We start from the raw sequence: 21,108 nt of genomic DNA on the forward strand, positions 1-21,108 counted from the left end.
CGAGACCGCACTTACTTATCCGCGGTAGGCGCGCTCAATTGTTGCCTCGGCAATCACTCGAGTCCCCCGGTACAGGACCAAAGATTGCCCAGCAGCGACACCGCGGATTGGCTGAGCCAAAGCTACAGATAGCCGTGAGCTTCCGTCTTCGTTATTCTCTCGAACAAGCTCGGTCACCACGCTGGGCACCCCATGTGCACGAATCTGAGCCGTCACGACTGCCTCATCGACTTCATTCAGGCAGCGCTGGCCAAGACTTGGGCCAAACTCGTGTGTGGCAACCTCATTGATCTCTCCCAAATCATCGGGCGCGAGCCACACGAGCTCAGAACAATCAATATGGTCAACAGAGAGCAATTCAGAAGCACCAACGACAACCTGGTTGAGCTGAGGCTTCGTCTCAACAACATAGCGAGGTCGCCCGTCGGCAGCTGGGTTACCCAAGTTCAATCCGCGTCGCTGGCCAACGGTAAAGTTCCAGTAGCCATCGTGACGACCCACAACGCGACCCTCAGTATCAACAATGTCGCCCGGGTTGCTCCCGAGGTGTGAACGTAAAAAGCCCTGCGTATCTCCATCAGGAATGAAGCAGATATCGTAAGAATCCGGCTTATTTGATACTCCAAGCCCCATTCTTTCCGCTTCGCAGCGCACCCATGATTTCGATGGAGCATCTCCCAGAGGGAAAATCACACGTGGAAGTTCTTCGGGTCCCATAATTGCAAGCACATAGGACTGATCCTTTGCCTCGTCACGTCCGCGATGGAGCTGAGGACCCGAATCTGTCTGAACAATACGCGCGTAGTGACCGGTACAAACCGCGTCAAATCCCAGTGCCCGCGCACGCTGGGCAAGCTCTCTAAACTTGACGAATTCGTTGCAACGAACACAGGGATTTGGGGTGTGTCCGGCCTTGTACTGATCAACGAAGTCGGTGATGACCGTCTGCTCAAATTCTTCTGCAAGATCCCATACATAAAATGGAATACCCATGATTTCGGCAGCACGAGCAGCATCAGCGGCATCTTCAACCGAACAGCAGCCGCGCGAACCCAAACGACATTCTTGTGGTTGAGACGAGAGGGCCATATGCACTCCAACGACCTCGTGTCCGGCCTCTACAGCCTTCGCTGCCGCGACTGCAGAGTCCACTCCACCCGATAGAGCCGCAAGAACCCTCATGCATCCATCCTGTCTCGTTCATCCAATGCCTGTCCCGCTCGGATTGCGGCGGGAAGTGCGCGAAGAAAAGCATCAATATCTTCTACGGTAGTTTCCATTCCCGTGGAAACCCGCAGCACACCAAGTGCTTGATTTTCACTGTAGCCAAGGGCCATCACCACACGCGAGGGCCGAGTCACTCCAGCATGACATGCCGAACCGGCCGACACGTCTACGCCTGCCATATCCATAGCCAAGAGAACTGCCTCGGGATGGTGAGTCGGGATCAATAAGTGAATAATCGCTGCCGAGGCCGTCGCTGGGTCAACACTTAAACGCACCCCCTGAGGGAGGCCGGAAATAAGACGCTCACGGAGTTTCTGCGCACGTTGGACACGCTCGAGGCGATGCTCCACTGCAAATTCAAGGGCAGCTGCAAGCGCGCAGGCCCCAGCAACATCGGGGGTTCCAGAACGGATTCCACGTTCGTGTCCCCCACCTGGCCGGTCAGTGACCACCTTGATGCCTCGACGGACGATCAGTGCACCCGTACCAACAGGAGCACCGACTTTATGACCACCGATCGACAATAGGTCTAAGCCTGACTGAGCAAAATTAACCTCGCAGTAGCCGATTGCTTGAGCTGCATCCGAATGTAGAAGAGGCGATTGATCCGCCCGCGCGTCGTGAACAAAGCTGGCAAATTCACCGACCGGCTCAATGGTTCCAAGCTCAGAACACACCCACGTCATTGACATTAATGCCGCACGTTCAAATTCTGCTGGCCCTAAATCCGTATACTCCACACGCCCCGAAGAATTCACCGCGAAGATCCGCGGCGTAAATCCCTCTCGACGCAGGACAACACCTTGCTCGTGCACCGCATCATGCTCAACTGGAGACATCCAAACATCAACACGTGCTGCGTCGGCCCCGCGCATCCCTCGAGAGGCAGCGACAAGCGCCAGCGCATCTGATTCTGTCGCACCCGAGGTGAAAACAACCTCCGCGCGTGAAGCACCCACGGCAGCACCTACGCGTTCACGCGCATCCTCCAGCAAACGCTTAGCGGAACGTCCGCCAGCATGAAGAGCTGCGGGGTTTCCAGGACGCCGACTGAGAGCGTCTTGGGCGTCAAGCCAGGCCTGACGAACTCCGGGTGCCAAGGGGGTGGAACCGGCGTGATCAAGATAGTGCGACACGGGTGTCTTTCAGTTGTCCTGGAGCTCATTCGCACGCCACGCGCGAATATGCTCCAGCGCTTGGGGAACAATTTCGTACAGATCTCCGACAACTCCGAAATCAGCAATTTCGAAGATCGGAGCATCTGGGTCATCACAGACTGCAACGATCGTTCCCGAGGACATCATTCCAATCGTGTGATGGATTGCACCTGAAACGCCAAGAGAGATATAGAGCTTCGGAGCAATCGTGACGCCGGTTTGGCCGATTTGCGCGCTGCGCTTCGCCCAGCCTTCATCAACAGCATCACGCGTTGCTCCGATGCCAGCGCCCAAAGCATCGGCAAGATCTTCGACCAAACTCCAGTCCTGCCCTGCGCCGCGACCGCCAACTACAACGACCTGAGCTTCAGTCACCTTCGGGCGACCGTCTCCACTTTGATACGCACGCTCATGAACCCTGGTCGTCTTATCGCTCAGGGACAGCACAATCGGCTCACCCACCCGGCACTGGCCATCATTCTCTTGAGGAATGAGGCCGCGCGAACGCAGACACACGCACGCGGGTGCAGCTGCGGCAAGGACTTCTCCCCGCCACGAGCCACCAAGAGCATCTGTCGTCGCGCGCAAACGATCCTCTTCAACGTGAATCTCGACGGCCTCGGCAATGGCGCACCCACCCAAAATTACGGCAAGGGAAGCGGCACACTCACGGTCAAGGAAACGCGTGGCAAAGAAAATCGGTGCTCCGGGGAGATTCAGGCTTCGGTACGCAGATTCTAGTGAAGGGAGTAAAGCCGATGTCGTGATCGCGGCCTCGGGGCAGACAATCGGGATCACAGAGGAGACGCCAATACGCCCCAATTCCCCTCGAAGGGAATCGAGGATCTCAGGGCACAAGACAATCGCATGCAACTCTTCGCAGCACGCGCGAGCCTGGGCAATGATGTCCTTGTGACGGGCATCAATTGTTCCCTCAGTAGAAACCAGGTCAAGAACGACGACCGCAGAGTTCAACAAAGCCTTCACTTCAACTTCTCCTCAATGAATTCCGCAAGACGCTTACCACCATCACCGGTATCGGGGAATACCTCACCTGATCCGCCACGGAGATGTTCCTCGATAAATTCCATACGAAGAGGCATCGCATCGAATCCAGAAGCTAGGACGGACGAGAGCACTCCGCTGGGATCGCACTCGGCGATGTCATCAAGTTCGGCACGAACTAAGGGCTTCATCCGAGCAGCCTTAAGGTCCTTAAAACCGGGGAAACGTGGTTCGTTCAGTTGATCTGAAACAGAAACAACAGCGGGGAAAGGCGCTTCAAGGGATTCGTCAACACCATCAACACTTCGCGATGCGCGAAGCCGTGAGTGCTCGATGTCAACATTCAACTCTCGCGCCTGCGAAACCAAGGGAAGGCCAAGAGCCGCCGCAAGCGCCGCAGGAAGCATTGAAGTCATCGAATCCGCCGCTGCCATCCCAGCAATGATCAGATCGAAAGGTTCCTCATCCGCCAAGACCGTCAGCAAAGCCGCGAGCGCACGCGCTGAAACGGTGACATCCGCACCTTCAAGCTTGGGATCAGAGAGCAGATAAGCGCTATCGGCACCAAGTGCCAGCGCACGAATCAGTGCATCACTGGCATCTTCTGGCCCCATGCTCACCGCAACGACTTCACCTCCGTGAGTGCGAACAAGATCAGCCGCAGCTTCCACTGCGTGTTCATCGCCTTCGTTTAGGACATCGTCTTCGCCACGCACTAAACGTAAGTCTTCAAAACGCCGGTCCGAGCTTGTATCAGGAACCTGTTTGACCAGAACTGCAATCCTCATGTATCCAGAGTGCCATATCGGTGCTGATATGCGCAGCTCTATGTGTGCGACCGGACGGATACGACTATGATGTTCTCAGTTCTGACATGAGAAAAAGGGGCGGCAATGTCACAACAGGCGAATTACGTCTACCACGCCGTTACACAACCTCATCCTCACTATCGTCAATTGGGCGTTACCGTTTCTGGATCAGGTCTCAACGTTGCAGTGGTGTCGACACGTGCTACCCAGGTTGACTTCTGCGTCATTGACCCGGATACCGGGTTTGAACAGCGTTATCGTCTTCTTGGTCCCGATCACGGCATCTGGCATGGGCGTATCGAAGGTTTCGGCCTCGGAACCCACTACGGTTTTCGTGCCCAAGGCCCTTGGGATCCCGATGCCGGTCTGTTCTTTAACGAAAACAAGCTTCTGGTCGATCCCTATGGCCGTGGCCTCGCAGGTGCTGTCGACATTCATCCCGAGGTCTACGCGCACCAAGTCGATGAAGATCTCTACCCGGTCTCTTACCCCCTCGAGCCCTCGACAACTGATTCCGCGCCCTTTAACGCTCATAGCGTGGTTATTGACACCTCATTCCGCATTACCCCACAGCCAAAGGTTCCTTTGGATGAGACCGTCATCTATGAGTTACACGTCAAAGGCTTCACGCAGAACATGTCGGAGGTCCCTCCCAATCTGCGAGGGACCTATGCGGGTCTTGCGCATCCCGCTTCCGTTCGTTATCTCAAAGAGTTGGGAGTGACCTCTGTCGAGCTTCTCCCGATCCACGCAAAGTCTGATGAACCTTTCTTAGTCGAGCGCGGCTTGACGAATTATTGGGGATACTCCACCCTGTCCTTCTTTAGCCCTGAGCCTTCCTATGCCAGCGCCGCTGCTCGTGCACGAGGCCCACAGGCCGTGATTGACGAATTCCGCGGGATGGTCTCAATCCTCCACGAGGCCGGGATTGAAGTGATCCTTGACGTGGTCTATAACCACTCCTGTGAGAGCGGGGACACTGGTCCGACGCTCTCACTGCGAGGGCTTGATTCCCCTCTGTACTACAGGCGAACCGACGCCTACCCCTCACAGATCATCGATACAACGGGGTGTGGCAACACACTTAATACCGATAATCCTCAGGTGATTTCCCTTATTTTGGATTCGCTGCGCTACTGGGTATCCAGCATGGGAATTGATGGATTCCGCTTTGATCTCGCTGCGACTATCGGGCGTTTTTCAACCGGTTTTACTCCCCTTCATCCCCTACTTATTGCGATGGGGGCAGATCCCCTACTCCGCGAGACCAAGCTCATCGCAGAGCCCTGGGATGTTGGTTTAGGCGGGTGGCAGACGGGTAATTTCCCCGATCCTTTCTGCGAGTGGAATGACCGTTTCCGTGATGCCATTCGAAGCTTCTGGCTTTCTGATTTGCGAGAGCTTAGTGTGGGACGACAGGCTGGTGGAGCCAATGAGCTCGCAACTCGTCTTTCGGGTTCTCAAGATCTCTTTGGCCATGGCGTTGGATACCTTCGCGGGCCGGGAGCATCTGTCAATTTTGTGACGGCACATGACGGCTTTACTTTGGCCGACCTTACGGCATTTGACCATAAGCACAACTTGGCAAACCTGGAAGAAAACCGCGACGGTTCGGATAACAACCACTCGTGGAACCACGGCCTTGAGGGAGCTTTGGCCGCACCGATTCTGGGTGTCGACCCCGATGTCCGTGATATCACCGGCTTTGTTGAAGACATTGTCCCCGCGCGCCAGCGCTCACAACGCAATCTTCTTGCCACGCTCCTTGTTTCCTCTGGAACGCCCATATTGGTTGCGGGTGATGAGTTTTCCCGCACGCAATTTGGTAATAACAACGCCTACTGCCAAGATTCTCCCATCTCATGGATCGACTGGGATCTCTCCGAGCTCCAAAAGGAACAGCTCGAGATCGTCCGTTGGCTTCTTGCATTACGCCGCGCGCATCCCGCACTGCGGCCAATGAAGTTTTTCTCCGGATCCGAGCCCCATGGCGATACGCTTCCTGACCTCTCGTGGTATGACGCTAGTGGGGTTCCCATGCGTGACGACGTATGGGCATCACCCGATTCACGCGTTTTCCAAATGCTGCGTTCAGGTACTCCCTACCGTTCTCGCGATGCTCTTGTCCTCTTCAATGGAACGACAGTGGACCGCAATATTCTTCTTCCCCGAGGCCGTGGAGTCCAGTGGGTGCATGTCTTCGATAGTGCATGGAGCCAGATCGACGACGGTGGTGTGACCTCGATGAACGATGCGGTCGTCTTGCCACACACTCTGGATTACAAGGCTTCGGATGCAACAGTTTCCATGGATCCTTTCAGCATGCATATCTACCTCTCATCCGTGGACTCTTCGCCCGCGCAGTGATCACGCTAAACTGAAGTGGTGACTACCAGCGAAGAAACTCTCGAGCAATCTACCTCTGATGCCTCTCTTGCGCGTTCTCTTGCGCGTTCGAAGGAAATTGACGAGGCAATCGACCAAGATCCCACGCGTTTTCGCGTGCTTACTGGCGACCGCCCAACTGGACGCCTGCACCTCGGTCACTACTTCGGTACCCTGCGTAACCGCGTTCTCCTTCAAGAACGCGGAGTCGATACTTGGGTGCTTGTAGCTGACTATCAGGTCATCACAGACCGCGATGCTGTCGGCCCCATTCAAGAGCGCGTCCTTGGCCTGGTCACTGACTACCTCGCAGTTGGCTTGGATCCTGAAAAGACAACGATCTTCAACCACTCGTCAATTCCTGCGCTAAACCAGCTCATGCTTCCTTTCCTTTCCTTGGTCACCGAGGCCGAGTTGCACCGTAACCCCACGGTTAAGGCAGAGTTGGAAGCGACCGACGGACGTGCAATGACCGGTTTGATGTTGACCTACCCGGTGCATCAGGCCTGTGACATCCTCTTCTGCAAGGCGAATATTGTTCCTGTCGGGCAAGACCAGCTCCCTCACATTGAGCAGACCCGTCTGATTGCTCAGCGCTTCGATAAGCGTTACGGTCGCGTCGACCCCAAGCGAGCAGTATTCCCCCGTCCTGATGCGCTTCTTTCAGAGACTCCCCTGCTCTTGGGAACGGACGGAACGAAGATGTCGAAGTCTCGCGGCAACACGATCGAATTGGCGATGACCGCAGATGAGACCGCAAAAATCTTAAAGCGCGCAAAGACCGATTCAGATCGTCACATCACCTATGATCCTGAGAATCGTCCCGAGGTAGCTAACCTGCTGATGCTAGCTTCTTTGGCCACCGGCGAGGATCCGGTTGCTATCGCCGAGCGTATCGGTGATGGTGGCGGCGGCGCGCTCAAGACAACCGTTACAGAGGCCCTTAACGAAATGCTTGCGCCAATCCGTGCACGTCGTGCCGAGCTAGCGGCTGATCCGGGATACCTGCTCTCGATCCTCCGCCAAGGCAATGAGAAGGCAAACGAACGTGCAGAAAAGACCTTGAATGAGGTCCGCGAAGCGATGCATATGGTCTACTGAGCTTCTCGTTACGCTCAAGGTGGTGGTTACTTCCACGGAAGTAACCACCACCTTTTTGGACCCTTTCTACTCTTTTCCCCTCCTGAGTATGTCGATCGTCACAGTATCGATTAGGCTTGAGTATGTGAACGAGACACTACTTGCGCGCATCCCGGCCACCGAAGTTTTCCCCGTCGTCGAGGACGGGAATTTGCCGGCTAAAGCAACGGTTTTTGAGGCATTTCCTATCCGAGCAACCGTCTTCAGAGAGGGCCACGATGCCTATGCTGCCGAGGCAGTTCTCATTCGCCCCGGCGGCTCCATTCATTCACGCGCCCTCATGCATGACATTGCTCCCGGCCTCGACCGCTACGAAGCGTGGCTGATGCCAGACGCGGTTGGCAAGTGGAGTTTCCGCATTGATACATGGTCAGACCCCTACGCCACGTGGCGTCACGACGCCGCAGTAAAGATTGGAGCCGAGGTCGACGTCGAACTCATGCTCGAAGAAGGCGCACTCTTGATGGAACGCGCCGCACGCGGAGAGGCACTGAACAATCCTTCTCAAAAGCAACCCAGTCGAGCAGGTATTGAAACCCTACTTGCTGCCGCACAGGCCCTACGCGATACTACTCAGACTCCCCAGCGTCGTCTCTCCGCCGGCCTGGCTGCTCCGGTGCGCGCGGTCTTCCGCAATTTCCCACTCCGTGACCTCTACGGGTCAACCCGTAGCTTCCCTCTCTACGTTGCACGAAACCGCGCCCTCGCAGGTGCGTGGTACGAGATCTTCCCACGTTCACACGGTGCTTTCCAGGATAAGAAAGGACGCTGGGTATCGGGAACCTTGCGCACCGCGACCGAGGATCTGCCCCGTATTGCGTCTATGGGCTTTAACGTTGTCTATTTGACGCCAATTCACCCTATCGGTTTAACCAATCGAAAAGGAAAGAATAACTCTCTGGTTGCTCACAGAGGTGAACCCGGCAGCCCCTATGGCATTGGTTCAGCTCAGGGCGGCCACGATACTATTCACCCTGAGCTGGGTGATTTCGACGATTTTGATTATTTCGTTACCCAGTCAAAAGATCTGGGCTTAGAGGTTGCACTGGATATCGCACTTCAGTGTTCCCCCGACCATCCGTGGGTGAGCGAGCATCCAGAATGGTTCACTCAGCGCGCAGATGGCTCGATCGCTTACGCAGAGAACCCACCGAAGAAATATCAGGATATCTATCCCCTGAACTTCGATCGAGATCCAGAAGGAATCTACACGGCAATTCGTGACATGCTCGAATTGTGGATTTCCCACGGGGTGACGATCTTCCGTATCGATAATCCGCACACGAAACCCGTTCCTTTCTGGGAAAGGCTCCTAAAAGAAATCCATACTCATCATCCGGAAGTTATTTTCCTTGCCGAGGCCTTCACCCGCCCCGCAATGATGCGTACCTTGGGTGCGGTTGGCTTTGACCAGTCCTACACCTATTTCGCGTGGAGAACCGAAAAGCAAGAAATCGAAGAGTATCTTCAGGAGCTCGCACACGATACTGCGCACCTTATTCGTCCGACCTTCTGGCCCACGACGCACGATATTCTCACTCCTCAAATGACCTCTGGGGGAAGTGCAATCTTCGCAATTCGCGCGATGTTGGCGGCACTTGGAGCACCCTCATGGGGAATCTACTCGGGATACGAGTGGGTTGAAAATATTCAGCGCCAGGGTGCCGAAGAACCCAACGATAACGAGAAGTATGAATTCCGGCCTCGTGATCCAAAGCTTGCCCAAGAGACGGGAATCCCGGCTCTGCTAACACTTCTCAATAGCGCTCGTGAACGCCACCCAGCACTGCGCCAGCTTCACGATCTTCGCATCCACCCCACGACCTCGGAGAAGATCCTGTGCTTCTCCAAGCATGTCCCCGCTCGATTCTCAGCGACCGGTTTGCCCGATACAGTCATCGTCGTGATCTCCTTGGACCCAGAAAATACGGTTGAAGGGGAAATCGATGTTGATTTGAGCGGACTTTCCTTGGGGACATCATCGGCAAACTTTACCGTGGTCGATGAGCTCGACGGACAGCATTACTCCTGGTCACGCACCAATTGGGTACGCCTGTCCCCCTGGGATCGATTAGGTCATGTCATGGCCATCGAAACCGAGTAATTATTGGATCTTCTTTAAACGTGAGATGATGAACACATGGAACCTCAAGCGACAGCAGTGGCCACAGACGTCCTCGATGCGGTAGCCGAAGGGCGCTATCCTCTCCCCCACGATGTGCTGGGAGCACACCTCAATGACGGTGTTGTCACGATCCGCAGCGTTCACCATCTGGCCGATTCGGTCGAGGTGCTCACTCAGGACCATACCTACCATGCAACCCACGAACACGGGGGTGTTTGGGTATGCGTCTTCGCTGCAGAAGACATTCCCGACTATCGACTGCGCGTGACCTACGGAGATCATTCGCAGGTTGTTGATGACCCCTACAGGTTCCTCCCGACCGTTGGTGAAATGGATACCTATCTGATCTCCGAAGGGCGCCATGAGCGCCTCTGGGAGGTCTTGGGTGCCCACCTCATGCATTTTGATGGTGTCATGGGACCTGTCGATGGCGTTGCCTTCGCAGTGTGGGCTCCCAATGCGCAGGCCGTGCGTGTTGTCGGTGACTTCAATTTCTGGGACGGGACCGGACACGCCATGCGCACGATGGGCGCTTCTGGAGTGTGGGAGCTCTTCATTCCCGGCATTGGTGTCGGCGCCCGCTACAAGTTTGAAATCCAAGGACCATCGGGAAACTGGTTCCAAAAAGCAGACCCCATGGCTCGGGCAACGGAAATTCCCCCAGCCACGGCCTCGGTCGTCACCGATGTCTTCCACACATGGAACGACGAAGACTGGCTTCGCGCACGTGAGGACGCTAACCCCCACAGCGGCCCCATGTCGATTTACGAGGTTCACGCAGGCTCCTGGAAGCAGGATCTGGGTTACCGCGGCTTGGCTGATGAGTTAATCCCCTACGTCAAGAAGATGGGGTTCACCCACGTCGAATTCATGCCTCTTGCTGAGCATCCCTTCGGCGGGTCTTGGGGTTACCAAGTCACTTCCTATTACGCACCAACCTCGCGCTATGGCACTCCCGATGATTTCCGTTACCTTGTGGACCGTCTCCACCAAGAAGGTATTGGTGTGATCTTGGACTGGGTACCCGCCCACTTCCCCAAGGACGATTGGGCACTGGCACGCTTCGACGGTACCCCGCTATATGAAGATCCTGATCCGCTGCGCGGTGAGCATCCGGATTGGGGAACCTACGTCTTTAATTTCGGCCGCAATGAAGTGCGAAACTTCTTGGTTGCAAATGCACTGTACTGGCTTGACCAATTCCACATCGACGGCCTACGTGTTGATGCCGTTGCTTCCATGCTCTATCTGGATTATTCGCGCAAGGACGGCCAGTGGCGTCCGAACCAATACGGCGGGCGTGAGAATCTCGAGGCGATTTCTTTCCTTCAGGAAGCAACTGCGACCTCCTACCGTCTGCATCCTGGAATTGTCATGATTGCCGAAGAATCGACCGCATGGCCCGGAGTTACTGCTCCTACCTCTGGGGGCGGCCTAGGGTTTGGAATGAAGTGGAACATGGGGTGGATGAATGACACCCTACGTTATCTCTCCGAAGATCCTGTCAATCGTCGTTGGCATCACGGTGAGCTGACCTTCTCACTGGTTTATGCCTTCTCAGAGAACTACGTGCTGCCTCTGTCTCACGACGAGGTCGTTCACGGCAAGGGCGCGCTTGTCTCCAAGATGCCCGGTGATCATTGGCAACAGATGGCTGGCTTGCGTTCGCTCTTCGCCTACCAATGGTCGCACCCCGGTAAGCAGCTGATCTTCATGGGACAGGAATTTGCACAGGAACAAGAGTGGAATGAAAGCTACTCGCTAGATTGGTGGCTCTACGATCGGCCCGATCATGCCGGAATGGCAGCTTTGGTTACGCGCCTCAACGAGCTCTACCGCAGCCACTCAGCACTGTGGAATGACACCTACACAGGTTTCGAGTGGATTGATGCCTCCGATGGCGATCACAACCTGATCTCTTATATCCGTAAGTCCGAGGCCACTAGCGGCCACCGCGCTCAGGATGAGCTTGTGTGCGTGGTGAACTTCGCTGGTAACCCCCACGAGGGCTACCGCATCGGCCTGCCTCATGCGGGAACCTGGCAAGAGGTCGTCAATACGGATGACCCACAATATGGTGGTTCAGGAGTCGTTAATATCGGCGAACTCGTTGCTGAAGAGATCCCCTGGAATGGACGCCCCTACTCGGTTGAGCTTCGCGTTCCTCCTCTGGGTGCTCTCTGGCTGGCACCGCAGCGCTAAGCTTCTTAGCACTTAGGGGTGTGGGGAACAGATTTTCATCTGTTCCCCACACCCCTAATTAGCTGCCTGCTAACAGCTTCTAGATCATCAACAGCGCAGACAAACGCCGTCTTGCAGCCTTAACCTCCGGGGTATTCCCCGCAATGCGGAAAAGATCAAGCAGCCTGACACGGTAATCTTCACGTTGATCCTCCGGGCTGTCTTCGATGAGACGCAGAAGGACATTAAACGCCTCGGCGGTCTTTCCCTCATTGAAGAGTGCATCTGCCTGTGCGGAGGGATCGCTGTTTTCCTGAGCTTCACGCAGTTTGAAATTAATCCGCGCGCGGTGATTCTTTGCCTCTTCATCGCGGGGATTGTGTTCAATAATCTTCTCCCAGGCAGCCTGCGCAGCTTCAAGATCTCCGCGTTCTTCAGCTTCAAGGGCGAAGACGTGCTCCTCTGGAATGGGCTTCGCGACATCGGATCCACTCACAGCAATCCGACCGGTCACCCCCATCTGCCCAGCAGCCTTCAGCAAATCCTCGATAACAGGGGCAATCTGTTCCTTAGCGGCAACACCTTGGAAGAGAGGGACAGGACGCGCGCCGACAAGAGCGACCGTTGTCGGAAGCACCTGCACTTGGAATGCCTGTGCAACTCGAGGGGCCTGTTGAACATCGACCTCAACAAGTTGGAAGGCACCCGCCTTTTCTCGTGCAAGCTCTTCAAGGGTGGCCAGCAACTGTTTAGATTCAAGAGATTGAGCAGCCCAAAGAACGAGGACAACCGGAACCTTTTGAGAATTCGCGGCAATGGCCTCAAAAGAGGAATCATCGCAGGAATCAATCAGCGGAATGCTGATGCCACCGGCACCGCCTTCTCGACTTGTCTGCTGAGAAGTGCTGGGGCCTCCCTGTCCTGCGGCGGAAGCAGCTGCACTAAGGTCGAGTGCACCGTGCGAATCTGCAGGCTGAGGATTGTGAGCATCATTATTCATGAAGAAGATCTCCTTAACGCTGATCAGGGTTGCCGGCGCCATCATCCTTGACGACCGAGCCAAGTGCGCGTTCCGCGCCAACGGCGCTTATCAGCTGCGAATCCGAGCCGGTCTTGGGGATGTGCAGGAGCACGGTCACAATGTAGGTTGCTGTCGCCTTTCCCTTGACCGTATCATCATCGCCTTCTGCCAATGCAGCAGTTGTTCCCCCGAGGCGCATAGTCGAACGAGCAACAGTGCGCTGATAGGTCTGAGTATAGGTGAATGAAGCGACAACAAGAGCTGAACCATCGACCAGTTCGACACCGACAATCGGGAAATCAGCCGAGAGATCAGCATGTGCCTGAACATTTCCAGCAGCCTGAACCGCATCATTCAAACTCTTCGCATCCTGCAAATAGCGACGAGCAAAATCATCACCCGCATACTGATCGTTACCGGCATTACCGGAATTCAGCATGTCCACGTAGCCCTGGAGCGCTTCCTTCGGGGTCTTCACGAATCCCTGAGCATCAGGACCAAGTGCCGCAGAGCCCTTCTCCACGTTATCCAGCTGGAATTGAGCTCCACCAAGCGCGCGCGTCCAGCCGACGAGCTTGTACTTCGATCGCGCGTCATCTTGAACTGCGAATGCGAGCACAGGAAGAGATGCCTGATCAGGGCTGGAAACATTCACAATAACGCGCGGCCACTGGTCCGAATTTGTCACTGCAACCGAACCCTGGTTGACGACAAGCTTAGGCACCTCAGTATTCGTTGCTTTAGCAGCAGCATACTGGTCACTACGCATACGCAATGCCCCGCCCTCAAGCCGAGGTTCAAGAGCAGCCGCGTCACGTGTCGCATCAGCAGTATTGATCGTGTCCTGAATAGATCCAAGAACACGCTCGATGCGAGCCGAGTCTAGGTTCGGAGAAGCAGAAGAAGGCTGGGAAGTCACCTCGGGAGCAACTAGATCACGGCTGCTACATGCCCCAAGAACAAGTGCAGGCACGCACAGAACCGGGAGGATACGTCGTAATCTCATCGTCACTGTCCCTTCTGTCCGCGTTGCTTCGGTGAAATCCAGCTCCCCATGAGCGATCCCCACGAGCGCTTTTCTTCGGATCCTTCACCGGTGGATGCTTCTTCTTGCTTCTCCACCTGAGGAATCAAGCCAGTATCGAATTCCTGGCCACCAATCACCAAGCGCTCCTCGCCCTTTTCGCGCGCCTGACGCAGTGCGCGGCGCGAAGGAAGAACCGCACCCGGACGAATACCGGACAAATCAATAATTCCAGTATCTGTTGATTCACGAGCAGGTGGGTCTACTTCGTCATCGTGATAGGCAATGCCGTGGCGACCACGACGCGGCTCAGAGTCCGAAGATTCATCCTGATCGGTGACGAAAGTTTCATCAACTCCAGCGCTCTCTTCAGCGGCACGGTCGTCTGAGGATGCGTCTTCTGGCATTTCCTCGTCAAACTCAGCGGCCTCGGTGGAGGAATCCTGGGCCGTTACGTCATCAGGCGTTTCCCCGCCCTCGGCTAAGTCGCTGTACTCTTCAGCTTCTTCGTTGTCGCTTTGAAGGGTTTCGGTTTCTGCTTCAGAAGACTCGAAGTTTTCGGCGGTTTCAAAGAAGGCGGGATCCACCTGTTGAGATGCCCCTTCTTCTGCTTCACCTTCCTTGCCCTTTTCTTCTTCAGAAGCCACATGACGTTCACGCCAAAGAACGAGGCCGACCAAGGCAGCGGCGACGAGAAGGCAGATGAATGTAATGACGCCGGCAGTGATTGCTAAAACATTCGCATGCGGCGTCTGCCAGGTCATAGTGACCGTCAAATCAGAGGGAGTCGTTCCATCTGAAGTAATAACCAGCGAACGACCTGCTGCAACATCACGAAGGGTCATCGTTGCGGACGAAGGAGCGGTCGCCTCGTCAAGCCACATATCTCCACCGGCAGCCGACAGAGTTGGAGTCGCGCTGGGAGAAGGCGATGGCTGAGCATTCTGATCAGGGTTTTGTGGAGCCTCACTGGAGGGCGAAGGAGAAGGTGACGAGGTTGCCGACGTTGCGGAGTCATGCCCCTCGGTCAAAAGATTCTCACGGTTCGCCGAGATGCCAGTGATTTCCGCATAAGACAGATCAGAAACCCATGCACGAACGTCTGCCGCTGTACCCAACGCCATCGTCACTTGCTTTCCCGAGGCAGAAGCCGCGGTAACGGTGACTTCACCCCCCTCGAGTTGGAAGAGTCCTTCGCGGGTGATGACGACCGGCTGCTGGGGGGTAACAGTCGCACTAATTTGTTGCGTTGGCTTCCATACAGTCAAAGCCAATACTGCGACGATCGCAGCAATCACTGCAACTGCACATGCTGCAGCTGCTCCTGAAAATCTTCTGAGCTGGTCCACTCGGAGTCTCCTATTAATGGGATATGTCAACCTCTAGTTGTAACTCTACGGGCAAACAACACGAGTGCATACTGGAGGTGTCTCACGCCACGTGCACGTAGCTAATCACGCCCATTATGCCGGGCGAAGACCACGTTTCCAACAGTTCAGGTGCCAGTGTCGCCGAGCACGAACTCCCTGATCCAATCCATAGGCACGTTCTTCGGGCCATGCAACGACGTGCGCACTACCGATGGCAATTGTTTGCAGGCACGCGGGGCAGATATAGGGCTTCGAGGAAGAACGAAGATATTGGACCTGATAGGACTCACCATCAGGTCCAATTTCGCTGCGCGCAAGTGAGGCGAGAGCCGACATCTGCAATGGTCGGCTCTCGCCCCATGGACGCTTACGAGATCGTTTTCCTCTCACTCAACTACTGTGCCACGGCGAACTACGCGACGCACATTGAGCTCAGAATCCACCTCGACAATATCTGCAAATTTTCCAGCCTCAAGGCTGCCCACTCGCGGATCGCCCAAGATCTTAGCGCCTTGAGCTGAGGCCATGTAGACAGCATCCACCAGAGGAATTCCACCCAAAGTCGTTGCCACGCGAACGCAGTCAAGAAGGTGTGCAGTGCCACCGGCAATAGAATCGCCCTGAGCTAGGCGCGCGATACCGTCACGGACGACAACATCTTGAGGACCAAGCGTGTAGGAGCCATCAGGCATACCGGCCGCAGCCATCGCATCCGTAATCAGCACGACGTGATCGCGGCCGACAAGTTCGTAGACATCGCGAACAAGAAGTGGATCAACATGGACGTTATCGCAAATCAGCTCTGCAACCGCACCTCCACGGGCAGCATCTGAAAGGAATTCTGCGATCGGACCGGTGTCGCGGTGGTGCAGCGGACGCATGCCGTTGAAAAGGTGCGTAATCGTTGCACGGGGACCACGAGTAGTCGAAGAACCTGCGAAATGCTCACGTGAGTATTCCAAGGCTTGACGCGCAAAGGTCGAGTTCGAATCCGTATGCCCCCACGAAGGAATAGCACCCCCATCGATCAGCGCTTCGGCAACAGAACCTGCACCAAACGCACGGGGCTTTTCCGGAGCAAGTGTCATTGAAAGTGCGTACCCCTTGCATTCATCAATGAGTTCGCGAGTGAGATCGGGATCTGGATCAACAATGTAGGTCGGATCCTGCGCGCCGCAACGCGCGTGTGAAACAAAAGGACCTTCGAAGTGAATACCCGCAATCTCACCCTTTTCGGCAAGCGAAGCTAGGGTGCGAGCACGTGCTTTCAAGGTGTCAGCATCAGCGGTGACGCACGAAGCAACCAACGAGGTCGTACCGTGACGACGGTGTTCCATGACGGCTTGCATTGCGGCCTCGGGCGTCGTTGCATTCGGGAAAGACTCCCCACCGCCTCCGTGACAGTGCACATCGACAAGTCCCGGAAGGAAAGTCGAGCCAGTTGATTCCGGAAGCTCGCCAGAGAAATCAGATGCCGGGCAAATATGAGAAATAAATTGGCCTTCAACGGTGATGACGCCATCTTCAATGATGGAATCTTTCAGGACGATGCGGCCCCGCATAACTTGTGAATCCATACGAATATTTTCGCACATTTTCAGCTGCGCGATCACTTATTTGCCGCTCAAATACTCACCGATTTCTTCAGCTTCTTCCAGCAGAGATTGATCATATTCATCTCGCACCGAGTCTAGAAACTTATATCCTTTGCGCGGATCCTGTACGGCAATCACCCTGCCATCTTTGATAACAATTGGTCGAAACATCCCATTCTTTGCGGGGCAAATCTCCCGCTCTGCCTCCGAACTGGCCATGCTACTCCGATCGGCATATCCCACATGGATTTCATCAAAAGAAGGGCAAGAAAACAGTGCTCGAGCTTCATTTCCGCATCGGCTCAACAGCGAGTCAAGATCAGCACGTTGATATCCAGATTCACCGAGAACAATAGGGCGCTCACTTCCCTTTAAACGTACTGCACGTTCCAGCGCAGCCCGAGACTCACGTTTCGTTAGTGATGTCCAACGAGAAAAATCCTCGACACTGACGGGGCCGTGCCCCCAGGCATAGCGACGCGCAAGCTCCGCCAGCGCGGCCTCGTGACTGCTTTCTCCCTGGGCGACTCCTTCCGCAACGGGCAAAGGCCTCGCATCACAAAAAAGGAAGGAATTCCCCCGCTTGGGACCGCCCACGAGGAAGCCCTCAATATGCAACGCGAGGAAGAGATTACGACGGTCAAGGAAAGTCACCCTCTCCCCCGCTCGCAAGGCTGCCTCGCGTTGTGGGCGCGTACCCGTTCGGATCCCTTCCTCCTCCCAAGCCAGGCAAAGTTCTTCGCGGCTTCGCGGTCCCGACGAGGCAATACACGAATATGCGATCTGCGCAGCTTCTTCAATACGCGCGCGAGTCAATCCCTCTTCCTCTAACGAGCGCATCCATGTGCGATACCGATGGCGAAGCACCTGTCGCAGCCAATGATGGTCCTTTGCGCTGGTGACATGGATTGTTCCGCGCATAGGCCACGAACGCACAAGCTCAGCAGACTCAAAAGCATCATCGATTGCGCTAACAGAAGGCTGTTTAACGCGTAGATTAATCGCCCACGGAATCGAAGAAGGAAGTTGTGCCTGCAAAGCGAGCATATTGTCGACCGCAGCGATGGGATTATCCGCAGCCGTTTCTTCGACGAGGCCTTGGCTAATAATGCGCGCCAAGCTCAGAGTGCGTGAGGCGTGAGTCATCAGAAAAGACGGGAATCGGGATCGTCAAAACCTCGCATGGCGTCATAATCGAGAATGAGGCAGTCAATACCGCGATCTTCGGCCAAGGTACGAGCCTGTCGCGTAATCTCTTGAGCTGCAAAAATTCCTCTAATCCCGTCCAGCAAAGGATCGCGGCCCAAAAGGGACAGATAGCGCGTTAATTGATCAACGCCGTCCATTCCTCCTCGCCTTTTAACCTCGATTGCAACGGGCAGCCCCTGCGGATCACGAACAAGCAGGTCGACTGGACCAACAGGAGTGGGATACTCACGACGTACCAGTTCCCAGCCTTCACCCAGTACCTGCGCAACCTGCTGCGCCAAGAGTTCTTGAAGATGGGTTTCAACACCGTCTTTGACGAGTCCCGGATCGATACCAAACTCTTCAGTAACATCACTGATGATCTCGTGAATGCGAATAACCAGTCGGTCATCGGTCTTATCAGATTGGACCTGCCAAACCTGAGTCACACCGTCCATCTCTTCTCCCTCTTCGGGGGTTTCGGTGGTGACTGTACAGGGAGCATTCATCCAATTCAGCGGTTTATATGAACCACCATCGGAGTGGATCAGTACAGAGCCATCCGCCTTGTGCATAATCAGGCGAATTGCGCGGTCAAGGTGCGCACTGAGGCGGCCAGAGTAATCGACCGTGCATGAAGCGATAAGAACGCGCAAAAGCTTACCTTTCGGGAACTGGCGGTGTCGTGGGAATAAAACTAGAGCGTTGAGCCATGTTCGATAGCGGGAGGTTCAGATTCTCCCCACGACACGAGCCCGTTATAGGTCAGTGGTTCAACTGCGATATCCAGAAAAACATCCCCTGATGTCAAACGGACCTCAACCATTGATCCATCGGTTGAGCGTTGCAGGGGAAGGGAGACTTCGAGTCCATGTCGAGGAAGGACGACATGCGGTTTCAATGACGGGGCTACCAAGCGATACCAACACAGACGGTCCCCCTGATACTGACCGATTCCTGACATCCATCCGGAATGCGAATCAAGTCGCGCCCACGCCCGAAAAGCACCATCTTGTTGATCGAGATGACGCGCGCGCAGATTAAGAAGCAGCCAGACGACAAAAAGGGCAAGGAGGAGCATCACGATAATGTTCAGCACAACCATGAAAACCTCCTAAAGAAAATGAGGGTGTGCGGACAGTTTAAGCCCGCACACCGCTCACTCACATCTGGGAGGCGTGTTCCACGACAATCGTAATAAAGTCGGAATCTACCGAAGCCAAACCTTCATCGATTTCGAAGTCGACAGCTCCTTGCTCAGTCGTAATGCTCACACGTCCTGGAACAAGACCCGCAAGAACCGGCTGTCGTCCCGGAAGCACACCGATGGAGCCATCCATTGCCGGAAAGCTGACCTGAGATGCACTTCCGTGCCAAAGCCTGCCTTCGTGTGAAACGATCTCGACCTGCAACTTATCGGTGGCAGGCACGTCAGTTATCCTTCTCGATCTCGTGCCAACGACGTTCAAGATCGTCGATGCCACCAATGTTGTAGAAGGCCTGCTCCGGGACCTGATCGTAGTAGCCCTCAGCAATGCGCTTGAAGGCTTCGATGGTCTCGGAAAGCGGAACAGTCGAGCCCTCAACACCGGTGAACTTCTCAGCCATGTAGGTGTTCTGCGAGAGGAACTGCTCAATGCGACGTGCACGCGCGACGGTGACCTTGTCTTCTTCAGACAATTCATCAACACCCAAAATGGCGATGATGTCTTGCAGTTCCTTATTCTTCTGCAGGATCGCCTTCACGTGAGTAGCAGTGTCGTAGTGTTCACGACCGACCAGCGCCGGGTCAAGGATTCGAGATGTCGATGCCAAGGGATCAACGGCGGGGTAAATACCGCGCGATGCAATTTCACGCGACAACTCCGTCGTTGCGTCCAAGTGGGCGAAGGTCGTCGCAGGTGCCGGGTCAGTGTAGTCGTCTGCAGGAACGTAAATTGCTTGCAGCGACGTAATCGAGTGACCACCAGCAGAGGTAATACGTTCCTGAAGCTGGCCCATTTCATCAGCAAGGTTCGGCTGATAACCAACAGCAGAAGGCATACGACCCAGAAGCGTCGAGACCTCTGAACCAGCCTGAGTGAAGCGGAAGATGTTGTCGATGAAGAGCAGCACGTCCTGATGCTGAACATCACGGAAGTACTCTGCCATGGTCAAACCGGTCAGCGCGATACGAAGACGGGTCCCCGGCGGCTCATCCATCTGTCCGAAGACCAGTGCCGTCTTATCGAAGACACCGGCCTCTTCCATTTCGTGAATCAGGTCGTTACCTTCACGAGTACGCTCACCAACGCCAGCGAAAACCGAAACACCACCGTGGTTCTGTGCAACACGCTGAATCATTTCCTGAATCAGAACGGTCTTGCCCACACCTGCGCCACCGAAGAGGCCGATCTTGCCACCCTGAACATAAGGGGTGAGCAAATCGATGACCTTGATACCCGTTTCGAACATCTTCGTACGGGCCTCAAGCTGGTCGAATGCCGGAGGCTGGCGGTGAATGGGCCAGCGTTCGGTGATTTCCAGATGCTCACCGGGCTTAAGGTTCAAGACCTCACCGGTCACGTTGAACACGTGACCCTTCGTGATATCCCCAACCGGAACCGAAATCGGAGCACCGGTATCGGTGACAACCGAGCCGCGAACCATACCATCGGTCGGTTTGAGCGAAATCGCACGAATCAGGTTGTCACCCAGGTGCTGAGCAACCTCAAGAGTGATTGTCTGAACCGCGTCTTCGCCTTCGCTCTGCCCGGAAAGATTCACGTCAACGTGCAATGCGTTGTACAAGGGAGGAATTGCGTCCGGTGGGAACTCAACATCGACAACCGGTCCGACAACACGTGCGACCCGTCCCTGTCCCGTTGAAGTAGTAGTCATT

At 55.2% G+C, this 21,108-nt stretch carries 18 protein-coding genes; 4 read left to right on the forward strand and 14 right to left on the reverse strand.

Annotated features, from left to right (window positions below; all coding sequences use genetic code 11):
• Positions 1–15: 15 nt before the first annotated feature.
• Genes mnmA through ADG72_RS01890 form a run of 4 tightly spaced genes read right to left on the reverse strand, consistent with a single transcriptional unit; the run spans position 16 to position 4,177 of the window.
• Positions 16–1,182, reverse strand: a complete 1,167-nt coding sequence (gene mnmA, locus ADG72_RS01875) for a tRNA 2-thiouridine(34) synthase MnmA (protein WP_048711782.1) — start codon at positions 1,180–1,182, stop codon at positions 16–18.
• A complete protein-coding gene (locus tag ADG72_RS01880) occupies positions 1,179–2,363 on the reverse strand; it encodes a cysteine desulfurase family protein (RefSeq protein ID WP_048711784.1) in 1,185 nt (394 codons plus the stop codon). The genes mnmA and ADG72_RS01880 overlap by 4 nt, the downstream gene beginning before the upstream one ends.
• A gap of 9 nt (positions 2,364–2,372) precedes the next feature.
• Positions 2,373–3,371 (reverse strand): electron transfer flavoprotein subunit alpha/FixB family protein, encoded by a 999-nt coding sequence (locus ADG72_RS01885; protein WP_048711786.1) that lies wholly within the window; start codon positions 3,369–3,371, stop codon positions 2,373–2,375.
• Positions 3,368–4,177 carry an electron transfer flavoprotein subunit beta/FixA family protein gene (locus ADG72_RS01890; protein WP_048711788.1) on the reverse strand — a complete coding sequence of 270 codons (810 nt, stop codon included), beginning with the start codon at positions 4,175–4,177 and terminating at the stop codon, positions 3,368–3,370. The genes ADG72_RS01885 and ADG72_RS01890 overlap by 4 nt, the downstream gene beginning before the upstream one ends.
• Before the next feature lie 105 nt (positions 4,178–4,282).
• Here ADG72_RS01890 and glgX point away from each other — a divergent pair, with 105 nt between their 5' ends.
• From glgX to glgB, 4 genes are all read left to right on the forward strand, one after another.
• Positions 4,283–6,565 (forward strand): glycogen debranching protein GlgX, encoded by a 2,283-nt coding sequence (gene glgX / locus ADG72_RS01895; protein ID WP_048711790.1) that lies wholly within the window; start codon positions 4,283–4,285, stop codon positions 6,563–6,565.
• 18 nt (positions 6,566–6,583) lie between these two features.
• Positions 6,584–7,684 (forward strand): tryptophan--tRNA ligase, encoded by a 1,101-nt coding sequence (gene trpS, locus ADG72_RS01900; protein ID WP_048711791.1) that lies wholly within the window; start codon positions 6,584–6,586, stop codon positions 7,682–7,684.
• A gap of 124 nt (positions 7,685–7,808) precedes the next feature.
• The gene (locus ADG72_RS01905) at positions 7,809–9,827 is read left to right on the forward strand and encodes a maltotransferase domain-containing protein (RefSeq protein ID WP_048712054.1); all 2,019 of its coding nucleotides are present in this window, start codon (positions 7,809–7,811) and stop codon (positions 9,825–9,827) included.
• A 36-nt stretch (positions 9,828–9,863) separates the two neighbouring features.
• The gene (gene glgB, locus ADG72_RS01910; protein WP_048711793.1) at positions 9,864–12,050 is read left to right on the forward strand and encodes a 1,4-alpha-glucan branching protein GlgB; all 2,187 of its coding nucleotides are present in this window, start codon (positions 9,864–9,866) and stop codon (positions 12,048–12,050) included.
• Positions 12,051–12,129: 79 nt separating this feature from the next.
• Here glgB and ADG72_RS01915 read toward each other — a convergent pair whose 3' ends face one another.
• The 10 genes from ADG72_RS01915 to atpD form a co-directional block, all read right to left on the reverse strand.
• Entirely contained in the window at positions 12,130–13,029 is a 900-nt protein-coding gene (locus ADG72_RS01915) for a tetratricopeptide repeat protein (RefSeq protein ID WP_048712056.1), read from the reverse strand.
• A gap of 13 nt (positions 13,030–13,042) precedes the next feature.
• Positions 13,043–14,056: a hypothetical protein gene (locus ADG72_RS01920; protein ID WP_065427143.1), complete on the reverse strand. Its 1,014-nt coding sequence runs from the start codon at positions 14,054–14,056 to the stop codon at positions 13,043–13,045.
• Positions 14,057–14,058: 2 nt separating this feature from the next.
• On the reverse strand, positions 14,059–15,423 hold the full coding sequence (locus ADG72_RS01925) for a hypothetical protein (RefSeq protein ID WP_048711795.1): 1,365 nt from the start codon (positions 15,421–15,423) through the stop codon (positions 14,059–14,061).
• Positions 15,424–15,537: 114 nt separating this feature from the next.
• The gene (locus tag ADG72_RS01930; RefSeq protein WP_048711797.1) at positions 15,538–15,780 is read right to left on the reverse strand and encodes a hypothetical protein; all 243 of its coding nucleotides are present in this window, start codon (positions 15,778–15,780) and stop codon (positions 15,538–15,540) included.
• Between the two features lie 50 nt (positions 15,781–15,830).
• On the reverse strand, positions 15,831–17,021 hold the full coding sequence (locus tag ADG72_RS01935; protein WP_192831721.1) for an N-acetylglucosamine-6-phosphate deacetylase: 1,191 nt from the start codon (positions 17,019–17,021) through the stop codon (positions 15,831–15,833).
• 36 nt (positions 17,022–17,057) lie between these two features.
• Positions 17,058–18,185 carry a DNA glycosylase AlkZ-like family protein gene (locus ADG72_RS01940; RefSeq protein WP_048711800.1) on the reverse strand — a complete coding sequence of 376 codons (1,128 nt, stop codon included), beginning with the start codon at positions 18,183–18,185 and terminating at the stop codon, positions 17,058–17,060.
• Entirely contained in the window at positions 18,185–18,883 is a 699-nt protein-coding gene (gene nucS / locus ADG72_RS01945; RefSeq protein WP_048711803.1) for an endonuclease NucS, read from the reverse strand. The genes ADG72_RS01940 and nucS overlap by 1 nt, the downstream gene beginning before the upstream one ends.
• Before the next feature lie 41 nt (positions 18,884–18,924).
• A complete protein-coding gene (locus ADG72_RS01950) occupies positions 18,925–19,332 on the reverse strand; it encodes a DUF2550 family protein (protein ID WP_048711805.1) in 408 nt (135 codons plus the stop codon).
• A 58-nt stretch (positions 19,333–19,390) separates the two neighbouring features.
• Positions 19,391–19,657, reverse strand: a complete 267-nt coding sequence (locus ADG72_RS01955) for a F0F1 ATP synthase subunit epsilon (protein WP_048711807.1) — start codon at positions 19,655–19,657, stop codon at positions 19,391–19,393.
• Between the two features lies 1 nt (position 19,658).
• Positions 19,659–21,107, reverse strand: coding sequence for a F0F1 ATP synthase subunit beta (gene atpD / locus ADG72_RS01960; protein WP_048711808.1), 1,449 nt, complete (start codon positions 21,105–21,107; stop codon positions 19,659–19,661).
• Position 21,108: the final 1 nt, after the last annotated feature.

The organism is Trueperella pyogenes, assembly GCF_001070855.1.
Lineage (GTDB): Bacteria > Actinomycetota > Actinomycetes > Actinomycetales > Actinomycetaceae > Pauljensenia > Pauljensenia pyogenes_A.

Excerpts from the sequence above, each read along its gene's own strand:
- glgB (WP_048711793.1), top strand. The coding sequence starts at position 9,864 with ATGGAACCTCAAGCGACAGCAGTGGCCACAGACGTCCTCGATGCGGTA.
- ADG72_RS01950 (WP_048711805.1), bottom strand. The coding sequence starts at position 19,332 with ATGGTTGTGCTGAACATTATCGTGATGCTCCTCCTTGCCCTTTTTGTC.
- ADG72_RS01890 (WP_048711788.1), bottom strand. The coding sequence starts at position 4,177 with ATGAGGATTGCAGTTCTGGTCAAACAGGTTCCTGATACAAGCTCGGAC.
- ADG72_RS01940 (WP_048711800.1), bottom strand. The coding sequence starts at position 18,185 with ATGACTCACGCCTCACGCACTCTGAGCTTGGCGCGCATTATTAGCCAA.
- atpD (WP_048711808.1), bottom strand. The coding sequence starts at position 21,107 with ATGACTACTACTTCAACGGGACAGGGACGGGTCGCACGTGTTGTCGGA.
- mnmA (WP_048711782.1), bottom strand. The coding sequence starts at position 1,182 with ATGAGGGTTCTTGCGGCTCTATCGGGTGGAGTGGACTCTGCAGTCGCG.
- ADG72_RS01930 (WP_048711797.1), bottom strand. The coding sequence starts at position 15,780 with ATGTCGGCTCTCGCCTCACTTGCGCGCAGCGAAATTGGACCTGATGGT.
- glgX (WP_048711790.1), top strand. The coding sequence starts at position 4,283 with ATGTCACAACAGGCGAATTACGTCTACCACGCCGTTACACAACCTCAT.
- ADG72_RS01935 (WP_192831721.1), bottom strand. The coding sequence starts at position 17,021 with ATGGATTCACAAGTTATGCGGGGCCGCATCGTCCTGAAAGATTCCATC.
- ADG72_RS01920 (WP_065427143.1), bottom strand. The coding sequence starts at position 14,056 with ATGAGATTACGACGTATCCTCCCGGTTCTGTGCGTGCCTGCACTTGTT.
- ADG72_RS01915 (WP_048712056.1), bottom strand. The coding sequence starts at position 13,029 with ATGAATAATGATGCTCACAATCCTCAGCCTGCAGATTCGCACGGTGCA.